Source organism: Povalibacter uvarum, assembly GCF_014202975.1.
Taxonomy (GTDB): Bacteria; Pseudomonadota; Gammaproteobacteria; order Steroidobacterales; family Steroidobacteraceae; genus Steroidobacter; species Steroidobacter uvarum.
The window spans coordinates 396,706-419,780 of the sequence record NZ_JACHHZ010000006.1; the positions used below are offsets into that span (position 1 = coordinate 396,706).

General features: G+C 63.9%; 18 protein-coding genes. 7 read left to right on the top strand and 11 right to left on the bottom strand.

All coding sequences use genetic code 11. The annotated features are described in order from the left end of the window. Window positions 1-91: 91 nt before the first annotated feature. The 7 genes from HNQ60_RS24070 to HNQ60_RS24100 form a co-directional block, all read right to left on the bottom strand. Window positions 92-1,252, bottom strand: coding sequence for an aldose epimerase family protein (locus HNQ60_RS24070; RefSeq protein ID WP_184335329.1), 1,161 nt, complete (start codon window positions 1,250-1,252; stop codon window positions 92-94). Window positions 1,253-1,358: 106 nt separating this feature from the next. Then, a complete protein-coding gene (locus HNQ60_RS24075) occupies window positions 1,359-2,078 on the bottom strand; it encodes a response regulator (protein WP_184335330.1) in 720 nt (239 codons plus the stop codon). A gap of 58 nt (window positions 2,079-2,136) precedes the next feature. Then, complete coding sequence (locus tag HNQ60_RS24080) at window positions 2,137-3,216, bottom strand: acyltransferase family protein (RefSeq protein WP_184335331.1); 1,080 nt, start codon at window positions 3,214-3,216, stop codon at window positions 2,137-2,139. A gap of 3 nt (window positions 3,217-3,219) precedes the next feature. Further along, window positions 3,220-4,920, bottom strand: coding sequence for an N-acetylglucosamine-specific PTS transporter subunit IIBC (gene nagE / locus HNQ60_RS24085; RefSeq protein ID WP_184335332.1), 1,701 nt, complete (start codon window positions 4,918-4,920; stop codon window positions 3,220-3,222). Continuing rightward, a complete protein-coding gene (gene ptsP / locus HNQ60_RS24090) occupies window positions 4,917-7,436 on the bottom strand; it encodes a phosphoenolpyruvate--protein phosphotransferase (RefSeq protein ID WP_184335333.1) in 2,520 nt (839 codons plus the stop codon). The genes nagE and ptsP overlap by 4 nt, the downstream gene beginning before the upstream one ends. 2 nt (window positions 7,437-7,438) lie before the next feature. Then, complete coding sequence (locus tag HNQ60_RS24095; RefSeq protein WP_184335334.1) at window positions 7,439-9,568, bottom strand: family 20 glycosylhydrolase; 2,130 nt, start codon at window positions 9,566-9,568, stop codon at window positions 7,439-7,441. Window positions 9,569-9,682: 114 nt separating this feature from the next. Further along, on the bottom strand, window positions 9,683-12,376 hold the full coding sequence (locus tag HNQ60_RS24100) for a TonB-dependent receptor (protein ID WP_184335335.1): 2,694 nt from the start codon (window positions 12,374-12,376) through the stop codon (window positions 9,683-9,685). 250 nt (window positions 12,377-12,626) lie between these two features. Here HNQ60_RS24100 and HNQ60_RS24105 point away from each other — a divergent pair, with 250 nt between their 5' ends. The 4 genes from HNQ60_RS24105 (at window position 12,627) to HNQ60_RS24120 (ending at window position 16,358) form a co-directional block, all read left to right on the top strand. Then, on the top strand, window positions 12,627-13,361 hold the full coding sequence (locus HNQ60_RS24105; RefSeq protein WP_407676466.1) for a GntR family transcriptional regulator: 735 nt from the start codon (window positions 12,627-12,629) through the stop codon (window positions 13,359-13,361). Between the two features lie 14 nt (window positions 13,362-13,375). Beyond that, window positions 13,376-14,383, top strand: a complete 1,008-nt coding sequence (locus tag HNQ60_RS24110; RefSeq protein ID WP_184335553.1) for an SIS domain-containing protein — start codon at window positions 13,376-13,378, stop codon at window positions 14,381-14,383. Next, complete coding sequence (gene nagA, locus HNQ60_RS24115) at window positions 14,383-15,543, top strand: N-acetylglucosamine-6-phosphate deacetylase (RefSeq protein ID WP_184335337.1); 1,161 nt, start codon at window positions 14,383-14,385, stop codon at window positions 15,541-15,543. The genes HNQ60_RS24110 and nagA overlap by 1 nt, the downstream gene beginning before the upstream one ends. An 83-nt stretch (window positions 15,544-15,626) precedes the next feature. Then, window positions 15,627-16,358 (top strand): DUF3025 domain-containing protein, encoded by a 732-nt coding sequence (locus HNQ60_RS24120; RefSeq protein ID WP_184335338.1) that lies wholly within the window; start codon window positions 15,627-15,629, stop codon window positions 16,356-16,358. Between the two features lie 2 nt (window positions 16,359-16,360). Here HNQ60_RS24120 and HNQ60_RS24125 read toward each other — a convergent pair whose 3' ends face one another. Beyond that, window positions 16,361-17,215: a DUF2182 domain-containing protein gene (locus HNQ60_RS24125; protein WP_221304419.1), complete on the bottom strand. Its 855-nt coding sequence runs from the start codon at window positions 17,213-17,215 to the stop codon at window positions 16,361-16,363. Further along, window positions 17,166-17,933 carry a DUF899 domain-containing protein gene (locus HNQ60_RS24130; RefSeq protein ID WP_184335339.1) on the bottom strand — a complete coding sequence of 256 codons (768 nt, stop codon included), beginning with the start codon at window positions 17,931-17,933 and terminating at the stop codon, window positions 17,166-17,168. The genes HNQ60_RS24125 and HNQ60_RS24130 overlap by 50 nt, the downstream gene beginning before the upstream one ends. 149 nt (window positions 17,934-18,082) lie before the next feature. On the opposite strand from HNQ60_RS24130, the gene HNQ60_RS24135 reads away from it, so the two are divergent. The 3 genes from HNQ60_RS24135 (at window position 18,083) to HNQ60_RS24145 (ending at window position 20,849) form a co-directional block, all read left to right on the top strand. After that, window positions 18,083-19,300 carry a helix-turn-helix domain-containing protein gene (locus HNQ60_RS24135; protein WP_184335340.1) on the top strand — a complete coding sequence of 406 codons (1,218 nt, stop codon included), beginning with the start codon at window positions 18,083-18,085 and terminating at the stop codon, window positions 19,298-19,300. A gap of 13 nt (window positions 19,301-19,313) precedes the next feature. Further along, window positions 19,314-19,943 (top strand): Vgb family protein, encoded by a 630-nt coding sequence (locus tag HNQ60_RS24140; RefSeq protein WP_184335341.1) that lies wholly within the window; start codon window positions 19,314-19,316, stop codon window positions 19,941-19,943. Window positions 19,944-20,012: 69 nt separating this feature from the next. Then, window positions 20,013-20,849: a DUF3828 domain-containing protein gene (locus HNQ60_RS24145; RefSeq protein WP_184335342.1), complete on the top strand. Its 837-nt coding sequence runs from the start codon at window positions 20,013-20,015 to the stop codon at window positions 20,847-20,849. Window positions 20,850-20,857: 8 nt separating this feature from the next. Here the strand turns inward: HNQ60_RS24145 and HNQ60_RS24150 are convergent, their stop codons facing one another. After that, on the bottom strand, window positions 20,858-22,126 hold the full coding sequence (locus HNQ60_RS24150) for a hypothetical protein (protein ID WP_184335343.1): 1,269 nt from the start codon (window positions 22,124-22,126) through the stop codon (window positions 20,858-20,860). A gap of 1 nt (window position 22,127) precedes the next feature. Continuing rightward, entirely contained in the window at window positions 22,128-22,943 is an 816-nt protein-coding gene (locus HNQ60_RS24155) for a hypothetical protein (RefSeq protein ID WP_184335344.1), read from the bottom strand. Window positions 22,944-23,075: the final 132 nt, after the last annotated feature.

Below are 23,075 nucleotides of genomic sequence, written 5' to 3' on the forward strand. Positions count from 1 at the left end.
CTAGCCAGCTAGCCGGTAGCCGGTAGCCAGAGGAAGAAGGCAGAGGCTCTCTCTTTGTCTGGCTAGCGGCTAATGGCTAGCAGGCTAGTGGCTAGTTCGTAGTGAACGCGTACACCGTCCTCGACTCGTACTTCTCGCCCGGCCGCAGTGTCGTGGCCGGGAATTCCGGCTTGTTGGGCGAGTCCGGATAGTGCTGCGTTTCCAGGCAGAACGCGCCACGCTTGTTGTAGATGCGCCCGCCCTTGCCGAGTTTTCCGTCGAGATGATTGGCTGTGTAGAGCTGCACGCCGGGTTCAGTAGTCACGACTTCCATCACTCGTCCGGACTTCGGCTCGGTGACACGTGCGGCGACCTTCATGCCGGGGCCCTGGCGATTGATGACGAAGTTGTGGTCGTAGCCGCCGCCGAGGCGGATCTGCTCGTTGTCCGCATCGATACGCGCACCGATCGGTGTGCTCGTGCGGAAATCCAGCGGTGTTCCCTCGACGCTGACCGGCGCGCCGAGGGGGATCAGATCCTTGTCGACGGCGCTGTAGTTGTCCGCGTTCACGTAGAGCTCGTGACCGAGCACATCGCCTGATCCGTCGCCTGCGAGATTGAAATAGGAGTGCTGCGTGAGATTGACCACCGTCGGCTTGTCCGTGGTGGCCTCGTAGTCGATGGCGAGCTCGTTCGCTTTCGTCAGCGTGTAGGTCACCTTCACCGACAGCGTTCCCGGGAACCCTTCGTCGCCATCTGGGCTCGTGTGCGTGAAGATCACGCCGACGTCGCCGTCCTTCTCGAACGTCTGGCCGGCCCACACGACCTTGTCGAAGCCTTTCAGGCCGCCGTGCAACGAGTTCGGGCCGTTGTTGGCCGCGAGCTTGTAGGTCTGTTCGTCGATCGCGAACTGCGCGCCGCCGATGCGATTTCCATAGCGGCCGATGATCGCGCCGAAGTACGAGCCGTCCTTGAGATAGCCTTCGAGCGTGTCGTAGCCGAGCACGACGTCGGCGAACTTTCCCTTGTTGTCGCGGACTTTCAGCGACGTGATGATGCCGCCGTAGGAGATTGCTGTGGCGCTCGTTCCTGATGGGTTCGTCAGCGTGAACGCCTCGACGGCAGTCCCATCCGGAAGTGTGCCGAACGGTGCACGACTCACGACGCCCTGCGCAATCGTCGTTGGCTGAGAGGTCGCGGGAGGCTTGTCGCAGCCCGACACAAACGTCAACGCGAGCAACAATGCAGGGACAACCGGACGAAATGCAGTCATGAGCGCCCTCTTGGTGGGACTGTCCCTCGGTGGGACATTATGGGCGCCTCTTATATCTGATCCTGTCCGGCGTTGTCACGGCGCCGGGTCGCGAGCGGGCCATTCGTCAGGAGAAGCCGAGCCACGCGAGGAGATCCATGGCGGAGGACGTGATGCCGGTCGCGCCGGCGCGTTTCGCCGCAGCCTCGTGAGCGGTGGCGCCGCGTCTCGAGCAGTAGATATAGATCGGCGTGGACTTGTCCTCGGCGCGGATCAGTTCGACCAGCTTCAGGCCGGCATCCGGTACCGAGCGCTGATCCTCCGTCCGGCCCATGTCCGAGATGATCGCGTCGATGCCGCCGCGATGAAAGAAGCGCAACGCTTCGCTGGTGCTCGTCGCAATGACGACATCGGTCCCGCGTTCTTTCAGGGTCGCCGCGAGCTGAGCGTTGTTGGCGGGATAGTCATCGACCCACAGGACGCGCGTCAGCGCACGGGGCGAGGGCGCCGGCGATACGGCAGGTCCGGGTGCCGGCCTCGCGGGCACTGATCCAGCAAAAGCCGGCTGATCAGGGATGGCCAGTGGCGGCTGGGGAGCAAGGGCCGGCGACCGCGAACGCTCCATCTCCAGCACTTTCTGCTGCAGGTCCGCGATGAGCCTGCGCTGCTGTTCGGTGGCCTCCTCGACCGTCACTTGCGTGCCGGCGACGTTTATCGAGAACTTCCGCTGCTTCAGGGTGAGCAGCAGCTCGCGCAGCGTGGGCCCGAACATGGTGATGAGCACGAGAAACAGGAGCGGCCAGATCAGGGATGCACTGGCGGATATCACGGCGGAGAGTTGATCCATGACGCCCTCACGAACGGTGAAGCGACTGGGAGTTCGCACCTCGTCATGCCCGACGGCGCTAGATCTTCACCACCCAGCCGCGTTTCAGCAACGCGAGCATGGCCCAGGCGATGAGGCCGAGAAATAGCCCGATAGGGAGGATGAGCGCGCCCTGGGCGCCCAGGAATCCGGTGCCGGCGACGTAGACGGCATCGAAGCTCTTCCAGTTGAGCAAGCCCGACGCCAGATAGTGCAGCACGTACGCTGCAATCGCGTTCACGCCGAACGCGATGCATACCTGCGTTCCCGGCGGACGGTGGCCGCGTTTGTCGACCCACTCGTGCAACGCACCGAGCAGCATTGCGGTGATGCCGCTCGTCAACAGCACGAAGCTCATCGACCACAGGTCCTTGCTCACTGGAATAACCAGCGAGAGAGACCCTCCCGTGACGATCAGTACCGCGCCAGACACGATGAGCTGGCGTACCGCACCTGGTGATGAAAGCGCTCGCCCAGCGACCACACCGAGCAGCGCCTGAGCGATTGCGGGAATCGTGCTCAGCAAACCTTCAGGGTCGTAGCCCAACGCCCCTTGCACATATATATGTGTGCCCAGAATCTGCCGATCCAGCCAGCCCTCGAGATTGGCGCCCGGCAAGTACAGATTCGCGGGCGTGCCGTCCGGCAAGGGAACAATGCAGAGCAGCGAGTAGCCGAGCAGTGCAGTGATTGCAGTCCACACGATCTGACGCGTCGAAAGCAGCAACTGCAGTGGCGCGACGACAGCGAACACGAGACCTATGCGCTGCAGGACACCCAGCCAGCGGAAATGGTATGTGTCGTAGTCCGTTAGCCAGTAGATGTTGGTGAGAAGGATGCCGATGACGATCAGCCGCAGCGCTCTCGCGGCAATCCGGCGTGCGGTGATCGTATCGAGGCCGCTCTCCGCTCGCATCGACAACGCGACGGAGACGCCGACGATGAAGATGAAGGCGGGAAAGACGACGTCCGCGAGCGTGAGGCCGATCCAGTGCGAATGCAGAAGTGGAGCCGGCACGGGATAGCGCTGCAGGCCGGCAGCAGAGTTGACGATGATCATGCCGATCACCGTCAGGCCTCGCAGAATATCGAGTGACTCGATTCGGTCTGACGCCCGCATTCTTCAGGCTGGCTGCAACGCCAGGGCGACACCGGCTGCCTGCGGCCCGATGATCACGTGCCACGTCGATTCACCCACTGCGACCGCACCACGTGCACCCGCTGACTTGATCGCCGCCGCAGTCACCGATGCTGGATCACGCAAGGTCACGCTGATGCGCGTCGCGTGGACATCCACTTTCTGAATATTCGCCGCGCCTCCGAGCGCCGCGAGCAAAGCACTGGAATCAGCAACGGCAGCTTCCGACACAGCGACTGGAGCGGCGCTGAGTCCCGCACGAATCTCGCTCGCGAGCTGATCGGCAATCGGACCGACGACTACCTGCAACGTGTCCGATGACGGCCTCACGATGCCGCGCGCGCCCAACTGCTTGAGTTCGGCTTCACGCACGACCTTCTGATCGGCGATGACCAGTCGCAGTCGCGTCGTACACGCATCGATGGAGATCAGGTTTCTCGCGCCACCCAGCGCGCTGATCCAGCCTTGTGCCGGCGTCGCACCCGAAGTCGTCACCTCCGCCGCGACGGCAACTTCCTCGGGCTCGCGCCCGGGCGTCTTCAGATCGAAGCGCTTGATCACGAATCGGAACAAGCTGTAGTAGAGGACAAAGTACACGGCGCCGATGGGCAGCAGCAGCAGCGGTTGCGTCGAGCGCGAGTAGTTGAGGATGTAGTCGAACAGGCCTGCCGAGAATCCGAACCCGAGACGGATCTGCAGAAGATCCATCAGGACCATCGCAAGTCCCGTAAGCAGCGCGTGAATGACGTACAGCACGGGCGCAAGGAACATGAACGAGAACTCGATCGGCTCCGTCACGCCCGTCAGAAATGAAGTCAACCCCATCGATACGAGCAGGCCGCCAACGGCTTTCTTTCGCTCGGGCCGGGCCGTGTGATACATCGCGAGACAGGCGGCGGGCAGGCCGAACATCATCACCGGGAAGAACCCGCTCATGAACGCGCCGGCACTCGGATCGCCCGCGAAGAAGCGCTTCAGGTCTCCTGTCACGCCGTTGAAGTCGCCGAGCAAGAACCACGCGATGTTGTTCAGGATGTGGTGCAGGCCCGTGACGATCAGCGCGCGATTCAGCACGCCGTACGCAAACAGGCCGATCGATTCAGATCCCAGCACGGCCTGACTGAGCGAATCCATCCCCCGCTCCAGCACCGGCCAGCCGAAACCGAAGCACAACGCAACGAGCAGGCCCGCGAATCCGCTCGCGATCGGCACGAATCGACGACCGCCGAAGAATGCGAGGTACGCGGGCAGCCGGATGTCGCTGTAACGATTGTAGAGAACGCCCGCGATCAGCCCGGAGATGATGCCGGCCGGCACGCTGAGCTTGCCGAGCTCCTTCGCGCGAAAGGCGGCTTCCGCGAGCGCCGCTGCCTGGCCGGTGAAATTCGCAGTCACTTCGGGCGGCACGGGAATGAGGATCTCCGCGCCCTTCGTGGCAACGAGGTAGCCGACGACGCTCGCAAGACCAGCGGCGCCGTGATTCTCTCGCGCGAATCCGACGGCAACACCGATCGCGAACAGCAAACCCAGGTTCGAGAAGATCGCATCGCCAGCGGCAGCCATCGCCGCGACATTGAGGAGGTCCGGCTGACCGAGTCGCAGCAGCAGCGCCGCGACGGGCAACACCGCGATCGGCAGCATCAGCGCGCGGCCGATCTTCTGCAGTCCAGGCACGATCTGTTTCATAGCGCGACCTTGAGCTCGTTCGACGTTTCAGCGAGCAACGAACGCACAGCTTCGGCGGATTCCTGGGCCAGCGCGCGTTGCGCCAGCGGGCGACATGCATCGAGCGTCAGATGACCGATGAGATGTTTGAGCTGGGGAATCATCGACGGGACTACCGACAGCTCCGTAAGGCCAAGTCCCAGCAGCACCGGCACTGCCGCCGGATCGGAAGCGAGGCCGCCACACATCGCGACGAGCCGGTTGTGGCGAGCGCCCGCCTCGGCCGTCATCGCAATCAATCGCAGCACCGCTGGATGCAGCGCATCGATGCGTGCGGCCAGGTCAGCATGACCGCGATCCATCGCGAGCGTGTACTGCGTGAGATCGTTCGTGCCGATCGAGAAGAAATCGACTTCGCGGGCGATCTGGTCCGCGATGGCCGCCGAGGCCGGAGTTTCGATCATCGCACCGACCTGCAGAGTCGTCGTGATCCCCAGCTCGCGGCGGATCTCATCGATCAGCTTGCGAACGATGCGCACTTCGGCGACGTCGGTGATCATGGGCAGCAGCACGCGGCACTGACCGGCCGGCTGAACCTGCAGCAACGCACGCAACTGCACTCGCAACAGATCGGGTTGCCACAGGCTCGTGCGGATACCGCGCAGGCCCAGCGCCGGATTCTCTTCGGCAGGCAAAGGCAGATAGGGAATCGGCTTGTCGCCGCCGATGTCGAGCGTGCGAATGATCAGCGGCCGGCCGGCAAGCGCGTCTGCAATCTCCTGATAGCGACGCAGCTGTTCGCGTTCGTCCGGCGCTTGCTCACGCTCGAGGAACAGGAACTCAGTGCGCAAGAGCCCGCAGCCTTCCGCGCCCTGCGCCACTGCATGCGTGGCTTCGCCCAGCGATCCGAGATTCGCAAACACCTCGATCCGCTTTCCGTCCGCCGTACGACACAGATTCTGCGCTGCTGATCGCTCGGCGGACTGTCGCTGGCGCCGCGCCGCGATCGTTCGCTCTGCGCTGGCAAGCTCACCCTGATCAGGAGCCACGCGCAGCACACCCTGCTCGGTATCCAGAATCAGTGCCGTACCGTCTTCGATGCCCAGAACGGCCGGGCCCGCGGCGACCAGCGTCGGCACACCGACCGCCGCGGCAAGAATCGAGACATGCGATGTCGGGCCACCCGCCGCGAGACAGATACCCGCGAGCTTGCGGGCATCCAGCGAGACGAACTGCGACGGCTTCAGGTCCTCCGCGAGAATGACCGCGCGATCAGGAATCTCGATCTGCGTCGTCGGCGTCTGGCCGAGCAGTGCCACCAGCACCTGGCGCTCGAGATCGAGCAGATCGTCCACGCGCTCTGCGATTCGCGGATCGCCCAGCGCCTTCAATGCATCGGCGCTGTCGCGCACGGCGCGGCGCCATGAGAACGCAGCGCTCTTGCCATGCGCGATGGAACGACGCGCCGCGGCAACCAACTCCCAGTCGTCGACGAACTCCAGGTGCGCAGTGATGATCTCTCTGGCTGTTGCGGCGGCTTCCTTCGCGAGTGCCTGGAGGCGCTGCCGCACTTCGCCACGAGCCCGCTCGAGCTCGGCGCTCTCATGCGCAACACCGGCGCCGGCTTCGACGACGGCGATCTCCGCTTCGCGCAGATAGAACGCAGTGCCGATCGCGAGACCCCGGCTTGCGATGACCCCTTTGATGCGGGACGGGTCTGTCGGCGCGGACGCAGCGGCGATCGGCCGGATTTCAGCGTGCTTCGCCTTCGCGGGACCGGGCCCCTCGAGGCCGTGGATCAAGCGGCGAACCTCAGCGATGGCGGCCGCGCCTTCCGCGCCCGACGCAGCAACGATGATTTCGTCGCCCCCGCGAATGCCGAGCGACATCAACGCTACGGCGCTGCGCGGATTCGCGCTGCGACCATTGGCGATCACTTCGAGATCGAACGGCAACGCCTTGGCGTAGTTCGCGATCAGCGCGGCAGGACGCGCATGAATGCCATGTTCGTGGTCGACGCGAATCTTCTCGCTGACGCGTTCTGCTTCGGCCGTCGCCTGCTTCGCATCGGCGCCGGCCAGCGGTTGAATCTCCAGCAACGCATCGCCGGCCATGAGCTCGCAGTCGGTGTGCGCTCTGACGATCTCGAACCGGTCGCCGTTCGTCACGATGACCGGCGTCACCAGGCTGGTTGCTTCCCGCGCCAGCAACGCGAGATCGAACGTCAGCAGTCGATCGCCCTTGCAGACTTTCGCGCCGGGTGCAACGTGCAGCTCGAAGCCTTTGCCGGCGAGAGCGACAGTGTCGATACCTACGTGCAGGAGGATCTCGGCGCCGTTTGTCGCACGCACTGCGATCGCATGATGCGACGCCGCGATGGAGACAACTTCACCGTCGCAGGGAGCGACGAGTTGGTTGCCCGTGGGGTCGATCAGGACGCCATCGCCCAGCATTTTCTGGGCGAAAACAGCGTCGGGGGCCTCGTCGAGAGGCGCGCTCCAGCCGGACAGCGGCGACGACAATGTCAGTCGGGACATCGTCACTCCCCGGTGGCTGCCAGCTCGATGCTGTCGATCACCCAGATCGGATCGACGGTCTTGCGCGTGAAGATGAAGCACAGATCATGCTGGCCAGCGCGCGGCGCGATCTTCGCCGGCGGCAGAGAAGTCAGAGTCTGGCTCGTCGCGGGCGCGAGCGGCAATGTCGCCAGCTTCTCGCCTTCACAGCTGTCGAGCCGCACTTCGAGCTCACCCTCCGGCGTTTGCGGCTTCGGCAACGGAATGCCTTTCACATCGTTGCCGATCTGGAAATTGAAAGGCACCTGCCCCACGACCGCGGTCAGGTCGCTGGCCTTCGAAAGGTCCGCGCCCTGGTAGATCCAGCACGGATTCATGATGTCGACGAGGAACACGGCGCGCTCGCCCTGCAGCGGCGCATCGTCTGTCAGCGAAAGCACGAGCTTGTCGCTGCACATGTTCAGCTGATGGCTGTTGCGGCGCTGCGAACCGGCAGCAGCTGCGTTCAACGCCATATCGGTCGGCGCATAGTGAATTCCCAGCGCATCGTAGCGGCCCAGCTGGGCAGGCAGCCGCGTCTGGAAATCCGCCCAGTCGCGCCGCTCGGCCGGCGACCAGGCGACCTCGGCCAGCGCAGCGGCACGCGGGAAGGTCATGTATTCGACCCGCTGTTCGGTTCGCATGTGCTCGGTAAAGATGGGAGCCTGAAGCCCAAGGATATGCTTCAGCTGATCCGGTTGCAGCGCGGCCGGTGCCGGGTCGAACTTGTACACCGACTCCACGCTGATCACCCAGCCGCGGCCGGGCGATGGATCGTTCGGACCGTTCTGTCGATTGTCGAAATACAGTGCAGGCTGCGGCGCCAGCACAGCGTCATGCCCGGCAGTTGCCGCTGCAACCGCGCCATCGATGCCACGCCACGACATCACTGTCGCGTTGGGCGCAAGGCCGCCTTCGAGAATTTCGTCCCAGCCGATCAACCTGCGTTGATGCTGGTTGAGGAATTTCTCGATGCGGTGAATGAAGTAGCTCTGCAGGCCATGTTCGTCCTTGATCCCGAGCTTGCGCATCTGCGCCTGGATTTTCGGCGAGCCCTTCCACTCGTCCTTCACGGCTTCATCGCCGCCGACGTGGATGTATTCGCCCGGGAACAGCGCCATGACTTCGGTCAGCACATCCTCGAAAAACGAGAACGTCGCGTCGTCGACATTGAAGAGCGTGGAGTAGACACCCCAGTCCGCCGGAACCTGCGGCACTTTGGTGCCGGCAACGCCCAGCTCAGGATACGCAGCCACGGCGGCGCTCGCGTGTCCGGGCATCTCGATCTCCGGCACGATCACGATGTGGCGCTCGGCCGCGTACGCGACGATGTCCCGTACTTCTTCCTGTGTATAGAACCCGCCGTAGACGCGCGGCTTGCCGGTGGCAGGATCGATGTCAGCTGCTGCTACCGGACCGGCGGGCACCCGCCATCCGCCGACACTGGTCAGCTTCGGATACTTTTTGATCTCCAGTCGCCAGCCCTGATCGTCGACGAGATGCCAGTGCAGGACGTTGAGCTTGTGCAGCGCCATCCAGTCGATGAACTGCTTGATGAACTGCGGCGACTGAAAATGCCGTGCCGAGTCCAGCATCAACCCGCGCCAGCGAAAGCGCGGCGAATCGTTGATGGCAAGTGCCGGCAGCGCGATCGAATCCGCGGCCGCGCCCGGCGTCATGAGCTGCCACAACGTGACAGCCCCGTAGAAAAGGCCGCGAGAGTCGGCGGCGGACACGACGATTCGCTGGGGGGAGATGCTTAACGAATAGCCGTCCTGTCCGTCCCGGCTCTCGCCAGCCGTGAGCTCGAAACGAATGATTCCGTTCGCATCCGGTTTCGCGGACGCATCGGGTCGCAGCGCGAAGCCGCGGGTACGCTGCATGAGATCGGCGAGATAGCGGGCGGCCGCTTCACCGCCCGAGCCGCTCTCGAATGACACCGGCGTATCCGCAGTGACGACGAACTGCCCGTCCGCCGCCGTCAGTTCCCGGGGTGCCGGGATGATGGCTGCCGGCTTTGCCGGAGCAGGTGCAACTGGTTCAGGTCGCTTGCAGCCCCCGGCCAGCGCAAGAAACACACCGCAAGTCAGGGCGAAGAGTTTGTATTGGTGCATGAGTCATGATCACACGGGATCGACGACCGCGAGATCCCCCTGCGCGATCGCATCCTGACGCACTCGACGTTCAAGAAAAAGGCCCGCAGCCCGGACAGGCTGCGGGCCGGCGGGTCAGAACTTGGCCCGGACGTTGAGGTAGTACTGACGACCGTTGCTGTAGAACGAGCTCGGAATGAACGCGCTCTGGTAGTACGTCAGCGTCGGGTCGTTCAGGTTCAACGCGTCCACGCTGATGTTCAGCCACTCGGTCGGCTTGTAGCTCAGCGCTACCGACAGCGTGCCGAAATCATCCTGGTAGTACGGGTTGGCGCCCGACAGGCCGATCAGGAAGTCGGTGCGGTAGGAGTAGTTCACCCGCGCACCGAACATCTCGTTCTCGAAGTAAGCACCGACGTTGTAGGTGTCCTTCGACGTGCCCAGCAGATTGTGGCTGCCATCCGCCCAGGTGTGCGAGGTCTTGCCATCCGCGTAGGTGTAGTTCGCATTGAAGCCGAACCACTCGCCGATGGGCTGCTCGTACACCAGCTCGAGGCCCGTCACCTGGCCGTTCGAGTTGACCGGCACGGAGACGAGGTACTCTTCGAGCTGATTCGTCAGCTCGCTGTACAGCATCCGCGTTTCGGTACCGAAGGCCACGTAATCCTTCAGGTCCATCGCGAAGGCACCGACGGACACGAGGCCGCGCGGCATGAAGTACCACTCGATGTTGCCGTCGAAGTTGGTGGACAGCACCGGCTTCAGGTTCGGGTTGCCGCCGCCGCCGGTCTTGTTCAGATCCGAACCCCAGCTGGAGGCGCCCAATGCCGAGTAGTCAGGCATCGTCATGGTCTGCGAAGCAGCGAAGCGGAACACCACATCTTCGCTCATGTTGAACTTCAGGTTCGCGCTCGGCAGCACCTTGTTGTGCTCGTTCTTGGTGTCCTGGTAGATCCAGTTGCCGAAGAGGCTGCTCACGTCGGCATTCGCTGCAGACGCGACCGCCTGATACGAGTTGATCTCCTGGTCGACGTTCACGTAGCGCAGGCCGAAGTTGCCGCTCCAGGCGTCGCCAGCAAAATTCGCTTGCACGTAGGCGGCAAGGTTCTGCTCGGTCACCTTCCATTCGCCACCGTAGTTGTGACGGCCGGTCGGGCCGTCGTTGTCCGACAGCCACGTGGAGTTGGCGAGGATCGCTTCCTTCAACGCGGCTGGCGTGAAGTACCACAGGTCGCGCGGGAAGCTGCCGCCGATAGTGCTGCCGAAGTCGCTCGGGTAGGCGGCGGTTTCACCGTTCTGGAGGTCTGACCAGATGTCCCCCGGCGTAGCGCCTTCCGGTGACTGGGTCTCACGCTCGTGGTCCGCGAAGCGGGCGCCGAAGTCGAGGGAGGTCAGCGGTCCGGCGTCGAGATCCTGGCTGAAATCCAGGTTGATCCAGTCTTCCTGATCCGTCGCGATGACTTGCTGGTTACCCCAGGTACCGAAGCTGGTAACGCCGGCGGGCGTGCTGTTGCCGCCGATGTTCCAGTCGAGCGGCGAGCCGATGCCATGAGTCGTCCAGCTGGCGCCGCCGCCGGCGTTCGTGGTCACTTCGGCGATGAACTGGCGATCCGTCGTGCCCTTGCCTTCGGTCGTACCGACCATGACCTTCGAGCGCAGGCTGTCCGTGATCTGCCAGTCCGCATCGAAGGTGATGTAGTTGCTCTTGGCCGTGGCTTCGCGGTAGATCATGTCGTACACCGCGTAGTTCCTGCCGGCGACGCCCGCATACGTTGCGTTCGTCAGCACGCCGTTCTCGACCGTGTAACCGGGCTGAGGCGACTGGATGTTGACGAAGCTGCCGCCCCACAACATGAAGTTGCGGTTGTAGTTGTTGGCATCCATGTCCGAAAGGAAGCCGCTCAAGCCCAGGGTGAGGTTGTCTGACGGCCGGAACTGCACTTCCAGCAAACCACCCGTGCGATCACGAACCTGCTCGAACAGCGTCGAACCCACCAGGCCGGGCGCATACACGCCGACGAGGTCAGGATTGTTGATGCCGACTTCGCTGAGCGTCCCGTCGGCGTTCCGGCCGGTGATGCGGGCGAAGCCGCCCGGAATCTCCTGCGCATCGCGACGGAGCGAGCGCTCCTGCTTGAAGACCTGCAGCAGCACGCCGAAAGTGCCGTCGTCGTTCTTGTAGTTGAACAGACCCGAGAGCTGCGGATCGTACTGGTCGGCCTGGTCGGAATAAACGCTGCCGACGGATGCCTCAACCGTGAGCGAGTCGGAGAACTGCAACGGCTTGCGCGTGCGGATGTTCACGGTGCCGGTGGTGCCGCCTTCCTGGAGCTTCGCGTGCGAGGACTTGTTGACCTCGACCGAGCTGACCAGCTCGGAGGGCAGCAGGCTGTAGCTGACGCTGCGGCCGACGTTGTTGCCCTGGCTCAGAACGAACCAGTCAGCGGAACCGACGCTGTGGCCGTTGATGAGGGTCTGGGTCAGGCTCGGGCTGGTGCCGCGCAGGCTGACGCGGTCGGCTTCGTCGAAACCGCCTTCATCGGCGCTGGACGAGCTGATGTTCACGCCCGGCAGGCCGCGGAGGGCATCGGCCACGTTGTGGGCCGGCAGCTTGCCGACTTCCTCGGCGGTCACGACTTCCAGACGCGCATCGGCGTCGCGCTTCACTTCGAGCGACTGCTGGATGCTTGCGCGGATGCCCGTGACGATGATTTCCTCAACGACGCCTTCGGCTGCCGGTGTGGCCGTCTGAGCCAGCGACGGTGCAGCCTGTTGAAACAAGGCGACCGCAATCGCCGTACCGATCAACGTTGAACGCTTGGTGTTCATGTGCGACCCCTACCCCTGTTGTTTTGTCAGCGGACCAATTGCGGGCCAATATAGTACCAATCGAACGCAAAAGCCAAGCCGGTTCGATACCATTATTTTTCTGGGGCGTCTTTGCATTGTTTTTCAGCAAGTTAACTATCAGGATGCACCACCTTGAGACTATATTGGTATTGCATTGGTAATAAGTTCGGTGGCATCTTCACGCTCGCGTAGACACAACAACAAGGCACCGGAGAATCGCTTGGCATCGCTGTCGCAATACCTTCCGAAGCTCGACGAAAGCCACGATCTGCCGCTGTATCAGCAGCTGCAGCGGGCCCTGCGCGAGGCGATCGAGAAGCGCGTACTGGGACCGGACGATGCGCTCCCGCCGGAACGCGACCTCGCCGACGACCTTTCCGTATCGCGCATAACGGTGCGCAAGGCGATCGACGGCCTGGTCGATGAGGGCCTTTTGGTGCGCCGGCAGGGTGCGGGCACCTTCGTCTGCGCCAAGGTCGAGAAGAATTTCGCGAAGCTGACCTCGTTCTCGGAAGACATGCGGGCCCGCGGACGCAAGCCCCGCAGCGTATGGCTCAATCGCGCGGCCGGCACGGTCACCCCCGAAGAAGCGCTCACATTGAGATCGAGCCCCGGCACGCCGGTTTATCGCTTTCATCGTATTCGTTATGCGGACGACGCCCCCATGGCGCTCGAGTACGCGACTGTGCTCGCTTCGTGCCTGCCTTCCGTCGAAGCCGTCGAAAGTTCTCTTTACGAAGCGCTGGAGAAAAACGGTTCGCGGCCGGTGCGCGCATTGCAGCGCCTCCGCGCCGTGCTTCTGACGGCCGAGCAGGCACAGTTGCTCAAAGCGCAGGAGAAGGAAGCGGGATTGCTGGTCGAACGGCTCGGCTTCCTGAAAGACGGCCGCGCCGTCGAGTTCTCGCAGTCCTACTACCGCGGCGACATCTATGACTTCGTCGCCGAACTCAACGCCAGCACGTGAACAACGACACACGCATGTATCGCGAAGCGGCGCAGGCCCCCGAGGTCGTGCGTCGCCAGACCGAGTCGAACGCGGCGAGCCTGCGCGCGCTGGGCGAAAAGCTTCGCGAACGAGCGCCACGTGCAGTAGTGACGTGCGCGCGAGGCAGCTCCGATCACGCTGCGACATTTGCGCGCTACCTGATCGAAACGCATCTCGGCATTCTCACCTCCTCCGCGTCGCCTTCACTGAGCTCGGTCTATGAGACCGATACCAATCTCGCGGACGCCGTCTTCCTCGTGATTTCGCAATCGGGGAAGAGCCCGGATCTGCTCGCCGCCGCCGAGCGGGCCAAAGCATCCGGCGCTTACGTCGTCGCCCTGTGCAACACGCCGGATGCTCCGCTGACGAAGCTCGCGCATCACTCGATCGATCTTCGCGCCGGCGCGGAAACCAGCGTGGCTGCAACGAAGTCGTACATCGCCTCGCTCAGCGCGATCATCCACGTCGTTGCCGAGTGGACGCGAAATCAGGAACTGATCGCTGCGCTCGCCGCTGCGCCCGCGCAATTGCAACAAGCCTGGGCAGCCGACTGGTCAGCCGCGATCCCCCACCTCCGCTCCGCGATCAACCTCTTCGTCGTCGGGCGAGGCTACGGCCTGGGCATCGCACAGGAGGCTGCGCTCAAATTCAAGGAAACATCCGGCCTGCATGCCGAAGGGTTCAGCTCCGCCGAAGTACAGCATGGACCGATGGCGCTCGTGCGCGCCGGTTTTCCAGTACTCGCGTTCTCGCAGTCGGATGAAACCCGCAAGGGCATCGAAACGCTTGCCAAGGACTTCCTGGGCCGCTCGGCGACCGTGCTGCTCGCTGGAGGCAACGCTCCCGGCGCGGTGCAACTGCCTGTCGTCGCGGCGCACCCCGTCATCGAGCCGATGCTGATGATCCTGAGTTTTTACCGCATGGTCGCGAGCCTCGCGATCGCGCGCGGTTTCGATCCCGATGTGCCGCCGCATCTGCGCAAAGTGACCGAGACCGTGTAATGACGACCGCCCTGATCAACGGCCGAGTGCTGCAATCCGCGGGGTTCGTCGAAGGCCTTGCGGTGCTCGTGCATGCTGGAAAGATCGTGGACGTGTTGCCGGCCACTCACGAGCGCGCACGCGGTGCGGCGCCCCACGATCTTCACGGTCAGCTGCTGTTGCCGGGCTTCATCGACACGCAGGTGAACGGCGGCGGCGGTGTGCTGTTCAACGACAACCCGGGCATCGAGTCGATCCGCGCGATCGGTCAGGCTCATCGCCGCTTCGGCACCACCGGCTTTCTGCCGACGCTGATCAGCGATGACCTGCATGTCGTCGAGAACGCGATCGCTGGCGTACAGGCCGCAATCGACGCCGGCGTTCCCGGCGTGCTCGGCATCCACATCGAAGGCCCGTTCCTCAACGTGCAGCGCAAGGGCGTGCACGATGCAACCAAGCTGCGTGAGCTCGATGAAACCGCGATCAAGCTGCTGACGTCGCTGCACGGCGGGAAGACGCTGATCACGCTCGCGCCCGAGATGACGACGCCCGACATCATTCGCAAGCTGGCGGGCGCGGGCATGATCGTTTCAGCCGGCCACAGCAACGGCACGTACGCCGATATCCGGGCGGCACTGGACAATGGACTGAGCGGCTTCACGCACCTGTTCAACGCGATGTCCCAGCTCACGGGGCGCGAGCCCGGTGTCGTGGGCGCAGCACTCGACGATCAGAAGAGCTGGTGCGGCATCATTCTCGACGGACTGCACGTGGACCCCGTCGTTCTGCGAATCGCCCTTCGCAGCAAGCCTCACGATCGCTTCATGCTCGTGACCGATGCGATGCCGAGCGTCGGCATCGACGGCGACGAATTCATGCTCCAGGGCCGGCGCATCGTCGTGCGCGACGGCAAGTGCCTCGACGAAGCAGGCACGCTCGCCGGCTCGCACCTGAACATGGCCGAAGCCATCGCCAATGCGGCCCGGCTGCTGGATATCGATCTGGCGCAGGCAGTGCGCATGGCGAGCCAGTATCCCGCCGCGTTCCTCGGACTCGATAACGAGCTGGGCAAGATCCAGCGCGGCTACCGCGCGAGCTTCGTCGTCGCCGACGACGAGATGAACGTGATCGAAACCTGGATCGACGGGGTGCGGGCGGATCAGAGCAGCCTGGCGGCGTAAGGCCGCTGTGTCATTCCCGCGAAAGCGGGAATCCATCTTGCTCGAGACATGGATTCCCGCGTTCGCGGGAATGACAATGAGACATGCCCTCTCCCGCTCAACTCCTGGCTGGGATACACCGCCCCCCTCCCTGGCTGCTGCCGCACTGGCATCTGCTGGAACGGGTCATCAGTGATTCAACTTCGCAGTCCGTTGCCGCCGCGCTGAACTCCGCGCGAACCGAGCCCGTCCCCGTACGCTTCGTCGACCCTTCAGCTCATCTCACCAGCGAAGCCTACGAAGCGTTCATCGCACGCACGGCAACCGTACCGACCCGCGACAACCAGCACGATCTGTTCAACGGCCTGCTGTGGCTCACGTATCCACAGACGAAGCGCCGGCTGAACTTGCTTCAGGCGCAGGAGATCGAACTGCGCGGCACGCCAGGTCCGCGCGGACCGTTGCGGGATGCGCTGACACTGTTCGACGAGAACGCAGCGCTGCTGAAAGCACCAGTGGAATTGATCGACTCGCTGCGTCGTCGCGACTGGCAACGGCTGTTCGTGAGCGACCGCTCGCTGTGGCAGCAGGCACGCGTGTCGCTCTTCGGCCATGCGCTGCTGGAAAAACTGATGCAGCCACGAAAGGCGATCACCGCGCACGTCTGGGTCGTCGACGACATGACGGATGAAACGCTCGCATCCAGCCTGACACCGGAGCGGCTGACAGACAGACCGTTCCTGCCCCTTCCCGTGCTCGGCATCCCGGGCTGGTGGCCCGACAACGAAGGGCCAGCCTTCTACGACGATCCAGAAGTCTTTCGACAGCGCCGCTGAAGTCAGGTGGTCGCGGCAACCAGCGCGTCGAGCGTCAGGAACCATCCGGCAACGACCGCAACGACCCCGTTGACCTGCGCCGCTCGCTTTCCCGAAGGCGCAACACGCTCCGACGTGATGGCAACAGTGACGATGGCCATCGCAACCAGATCCATCACGCCGATCACGAGCAGGATGAGCATCAGGTTCGCGCAACAGGCGGCGCAACGCACAGCCAGCTTCACGCCGTCTCGCCAGGCCGAGTCCTCACCGGCGGTCGAAAGGCAACGCGGCGCGGCGCGGCAACAGGCAAGACAGCGTTGCTTGATGGCGGTGAACTGAAACGCCCCGCACAGCACGAGAACTAACCCGGTCAGCGCAGGAACTGCCTGCGCCAGCGATGCGTGCTGCATCTGCGCCTGTGCCAGCCCGATACCGAGCGGGAAGATGATCGCGCCGGAAATGCTCCACGCAATGAAGTACGCGGTGCCGGCTGTGAACGTCTTTCGCCCGAGGTCCGCCACGCCTCTTCCGACCAGAGCGCGGCGATAACGCGACAGCATCGGCATCAGTGACGGCAGCATCATCGCGACCATCATCACGCTCCACATCGCGATGAACGAGAGCGCGGCGCCGGACCATTCCTGGCCCGGCATCCGCATCCACGTCATCGACATGGTCCAGTCTCCTGGCATCGGCATTCCGCTCATGCCCGCCATCGATCCGCACCACACGATCGTCGTCGCCGCGCTGGCGAGGAATGCCAGCGCAGCAACGCCGACGAAGGCACGGTCCGAGACCTGCGACTTCACATGCAACATGGCCAGCTCACGCGCGACCGTATTCATCGTTGCGACGCCACCAGACGCCTGTTTCATTGCGACCCTTCGGCGCACGGTCGAGCCACTGATACATGCCCCAGAGACCATCGAGTCCGCGGGCATACGTCGAGTAGGCGTGATACACGACGCCGCCCTCAAGGACGAACGCGCTCAGGCCGGGGCGATCGCGAGTGAAGGCAGCGGCGTCGGTGCCGCAGCTGGCAGCAATTTTCACTACCGGCTCGGGCACATCGGTGAGCTCGTCCATCGCGTGGCCGTTGCGACGATAGTTGTACTCGATCGTCCCCGCCCGCTGCTGCTCCTGGCGGAAGGACACGTTGAAGTCGAAATTGAAATCGTTGCTGAGCGAGGAGACCCAGGGAAAACTCCAGCCGAGGCGCCGCTTGTAACCCTGCAATCTTTCGAGCGGCGCACGCGATGCCGCGATCAGCCGTACATCGTGATTCTCCAGATGGACAGCAGTGCCGTTGAACCCGTCGGCGATTGCCGAACACGAAGGGCACCCGGCCTTGTAGTCGGGGCCGAACATGAAGTGATACACCATGAGCTGCGAGCGTCCTCCGAACAGGTCCACCAGGGTCGCGCCGCCCTCGTCGGTTTCGAACCGGTAGTCCTTGTCGACCTTCACCCATGGCAGCGCCTGCCTGCGGCGGGCCAGTTCGTCGCTGCGCCGGGTCAGATCCTTCTCGGCCTCGAGCAGCTCGAGGCGGGCCCTCAGCCATTCGTCGCGTGTTGCGGTCGCGTGAGTCGTCATCGAAGTCTCCTGTGATAAGAACTACTGCACGCCCATCGAGCCGATTCGGCGCGACGCGCCAGCGCGCTTCGTGAGATAAATCTATCGGCGGCGACTCAGGAGGCGGGAGTGACAAGTGTGACGGGATTCGGACGGAGCAACGCAATCGCATGGATTCGTTGATCACGGCTGCGGCGCGTGCGCTCGCGACGGGCGATCCGCTCGGCGCTTTGAAACGCATCTCGCTGCGGAACGATGCACCCGCGCTGGCACTTCGCGGCATCGCGATGGCGCAGCTCGGCGATCTGACACGAGCCAGATCGCTGCTGCGCGACGCGACGCGCGCCTTCTCCCCCAGAGAAGCAGTCGCCCGCGCGCGATGCGTCGTGGCCGAAGCCGAAGTTGCGCTCGCTGCACGCGATCTCAACTGGCCCGGGAAGGCCCTCGACTCGGCGCGGATCGCGCTGGAGGAGCACGGTGACCACGCAAACGCCGCTCACGCGCACTACCTTGCGATCCGCCACCTGCTTCTGCTGGGAAAGCTGGACGATGCCGAACGAAGATTGACGGGTATCGATCCCGTGCCTCTGCCGCCCGCGGCGCGAGCCATTCATTCGCTGATCGCGGGAGGCATTGCGACGAGACGCCTGCAAGCGAAGGCGGCACGGACATCTCTGGCGCTGGCAAGCAGCGCCGCGCACAAGGCAAACATCCCTGCATTGATCGCCGAGGTTGCGAGCGCTCAGGCTACGCTCGACGCACCCGCGGCTCGCTTGTTCGCGAGAGGTGAACAACGCGTCCTGCGTCTCGACGAAGTTGAAGCATTGTTCGCCTCGAAGGACCTGGTCATAGACGCTTGCAGGTACATCGTGCGCGACGCAAGCAACATGATTTCCCTTGCGAGGCGGCCTGTGTTGTTCGTTCTAGCAGGCGCACTCGCCGAAGCCTGGCCCCACGACGCGCCCAGGGAAATCCTGATCGCGCGCGCATTCCGAGGGAAGACCGCCGATGAATCCTATCGCGCACGGCTGCGCGTCGAGATCGGACGACTTCGCAAGGCACTGCGTTCCGTCGCCGATGTGAATGCAACTCCGCGCGGTTTCGTCCTCGCACCCCACAGTCGCCGGGATGTCGTCCTTCTCGCCCGACCGATCGATGAAGAACACGCCGAAGTACTGGCGCTCCTCGCGGATGGCGAATCCTGGTCCAGCTCCGGCCTCGCGCTTGCACTCGGCGCAAGCCAGCGCACTGTGCAGAGAGCGCTCGACGCCCTTGCTGCGGCAGGGAAGGCGCAGGCGCTCGGTCGCGGGCGCGCGCGAAGGTGGACAACCCCGCCGGCCCCAGGATTCGCGACGACATTGTTACTCCCGGCGCCTCCGCCGGTATGACTAGGATGCTTCCATGAAACGAACAGCAGAAATCATTGCAGAACACGGCCCGTTTCCCGGGGTCGACTCCGTGGGCGGGGTGACTTACGACGGCGAGAACGTCTGGTTCGCCTGCGGCGACAAACTGAACGCGCTCGATCCCGCCACGGGCAAGACAGTGCGGTCGATCGAGATCGCCGCGCACGCCGGCACCGCATTCGACGGTCAGCATCTTTTCCAGATCGCCGAGAACCGGATCCACAAGATCGATCCGCAAACCGGGCGTGTCCTGGCGACGATTCCCGCTCCCGGCGGCGGCGGCGATTCAGGGCTCGCATGGGCCGAGGGCTCGCTGTGGGTCGGGCAATACCGGGACCGGAAGATCCACCAGATCGATCCGCAGACCGGCAAGATTCTCCGCACCATCGAATCGAATCGGTTCGTCACCGGTGTGACGTGGGTCGACGGCGAACTGTGGCACGGCACGTGGGAAGGCGACGAAAGCGAGCTGCGGCGGATCGATCCGCGGAGCGGTGAAGTGCTCGAGCAAGTCGAAATGCCACCGGGCACGAATGTATCGGGACTGGAATCCGACGGCGGCGACAGGTTCTTCTGCGGCGGAGCGCGCAGCGGCAAGGTGCGCACAGTGCGTCGACCCAGATAGCGCACCCGACGCGACCGCCGTTGGTACACTCACGCGCCATCGCTCTACCAGCGGAACGCGGAGTGTCGCTTGATCCATCGTCGGCTGATTCACAAGAAGGTTTTCGTTCTCCTGTCCGTGCTGGCTCCGCTCGCCGCGCAGGCACAAGTGGCTGCGAACGAAACGCTTCGCCTGGACACCAGTGTCGCTTCGCCGTGGGGTAAACCGCTGAGTCCGGCGATGCCCGCCGGCACCCCAATGAAAGTGACACCGACGGCACTCGATGGGCCCGCTCCGCTGAAATGCACCGGCGCGAATCACACGTTCATTCGCACGTCCGCCGAGGGCCTGTTCGAAGGTAACCTCCCCGCACCCGCGGAGGAAAGTGCGAAGCGACTCGGCCTGCCTGAAGGCGTCATCACGCAACGCATCTCCTGCAGCAACGGCAGTTTCGACGTGCATCGCGCACCCGACGGTCGCGCGTGGATCGGATTGGACAACGCGGTGCTGCTATGGGATCGAACCAGCATCGCTGCCTCGCCGGAAGCGATCGTTCAACTGCTGCTGATCCAGCACATGAGTGGCAACATGGCGCTGTCACGCGAGAGCGTGGCGAGTCAGCGAGAATGGCTCAGTGCTCGCATCGTGGAGCAGTTCGATGGATGGTTCACCCGCACTGCCGGTAACGACGAGGTTCCCGAACTCAATGGCGATCCCTACACGGACAGCCAGGAATCGCCGGAGAGCTTCGAATTGTCGGCAGCATCGGTGAAAGGCAATGAAGCCGAAGTCACCGTCACCTTCCGTGACGCTGCCGATGCACGCTATCCGGTGCAATACCTGCTTTCACGAGTCGATGGCACCTGGCGCGTCGACGACCTTCGGTATCGCGACGGCGAACGGCTCTCGCAACTGCTTCAGCGCTGAACCGTTCGCTACTGCAACATCGATGGCCGCACTTCGCCGCCGACGATACGGCCGGCGAGGAGCTCAGCCTCCCATCGGGCACACTCCTCGAGCAGCGGAGCAATACGGCGCGCGTCATCCAGCGCCGGCGGATGGAACCAATGTTCGCCGAGGATGATGTGAACCGAATCGCGCGCACCTGAGGTCTGATCGAGTCGCGCGACGACTGCTTCCTCGAACGGCAGCAGCGGGTATTCCTCTTCCATCGTCGCCTGCTGCAGACCGCTGCGCTGCCAGCGACCCAGACCCGGATTCCAGTACAGCATCTGCAGGTTCAACGCAGGCAAGCCATCGCGCGTCGGGCCCGGATACTGCTCGGGCTTCAACACGAATGACAGCTGCGGCCTGCCCTGTCCATCGGTGTTTGCCTTCGCCGCGCCGTGCGGCAAGGGCACCGCTGCGAGGACGCGCATCACTCGGACCGCGGCGCGATCCTCATCCAGCCACGCGGCAACACCTCGCCCGAAAGAAGTCGCGCCCGCTGCCGGCGGCTGCAATCCCAGCGGCGCCAGTGCTGTGAATACGCCTTGCAAGTTCTGATCACGCAACCGATCGAGGCGAGCCTGCACGCCTCCTGTCTGCGCGAAGAACTCTGCCAGCGTCGGATGCAACTTAAGCTTGTCGAGTGTCCCGCGAAGCAGTGCCAGCGCTTCCGGCTGTTTCATCCGGCGCTGCCACACGAAGAAATCGAGCCGCACGCCGCGCGTTGCATCGAGCATGACGATCGCCCAGCGCGGTTCGTGCGCGGTGCCGAAATGATCGTTCATCTCGAGCACGCGCCAGCGATAGTGATCGTCACCACCGGCCTGCCAACGCGGACTGTCGAACGCAATGGTGTCACCGGTCGGCGTGTAGTAGCGATCGATGCTGAACCGGCGCAGCGCTTCCTCGGGCTTTTCACGCATCGAAGGTGGCAGCAGGACGATGTTCAGCACTTCAGGATCTTTCGGATAGCCGCCCCAGTCGTTGCTGGGGTCCTTGGTGAAGCGGAAAGCAAGCGTGGCTCGCTCATCATGGCGAGCGAGCTGTTCGGCAGGGGAAAGTGATCGGTCGGCGCCGTCGAGGCCCAACGCACGATAGCCTCGCGGCAAGACAGCGGTCGCAAGCCCGTACAAATCTCCCGCCGCGGCCGTAGCGGCAGCCTCGCGTTCGCGTGCGTGCGCCCTGGAGAACAACCAGGCAATCCCGACGACGAAGCCGAGCGCGACGGCGCAACTCACGAGAACCACACGCGTCATATCAAAGCCCTTGCGCCGGAGCGGGGCCCAGCTCGGCGAGAATGCGGTCGCGCTCAATCGACCGGGCTGCGCCTTCGCCACCGCTCGTTGCACTCGCGGCGTAGGCTCGCGCACAGGAAGCAGCCTTCTTCCACGCGTCCCGCGCGACGTCGGTCTCACCCTCGGCACGAGCACGTCGCAGTCGCTCCATGTGCAGATCTGCCTGCACGAGCAGTGCCTCGGCGCGATCTCCATCGCGTTCGACGACTGCGATGGCTTCATCGAGGCGCCCTTCATCGCGCAGCGCCTTCGCGCGCGACCACCATGACTCAGGCTCGTGAGCCGGAGGTTCCAATCTCTGATGCGATGTGCACCGGAAACTCAGGCGCATGAGATCCCAGACCGCGGACAGTCGCTCGTGATCGGCCGCGGGTCCGTCGATCAGCAACTCCACGACGGAATCATTGACCTGAATCCAGGCGGCGCCGACCCGTTTCGCGTCGCCCGCCGTCGACCATCCTGCGAGCGCCGGGAATCCATTCCAGCGCTCGTCGTTCTCAGGCAGCTCGTTCAGGTGATGGAGCTGCGCCCAATACACGACGGCCGGAACGAGGCCTACCGGCAACTTCATCGCTGCCGCGGCAACACGCAACCGAATCTGTCCGTCCGCACTCGACGCAGTCAAACGCGGCCGCAGGAAACCCTCCGCGGCAGCCGGCGGCGATTCGCGCTGAACTGTCCACCCAGCCGGGAGGTCGAGGTTCAGGGAAACCCCGGCGTCGTCGAATTTCCACTCGAAGCTGTCGGCTGGGAGATCGGTGGGCGAAGGATCGGGCATGGTGTTTCGCGTTCTTGTGCGGCGAAGGATAGCCTGTCGCCGCATGAGCTTCCCTGCCCCTCCAGAGCCATTGCAACGGACTCGGGGATGAAGCACGCTCGGCGCCCGCCTCGCTGACCGACCGGAATTCAG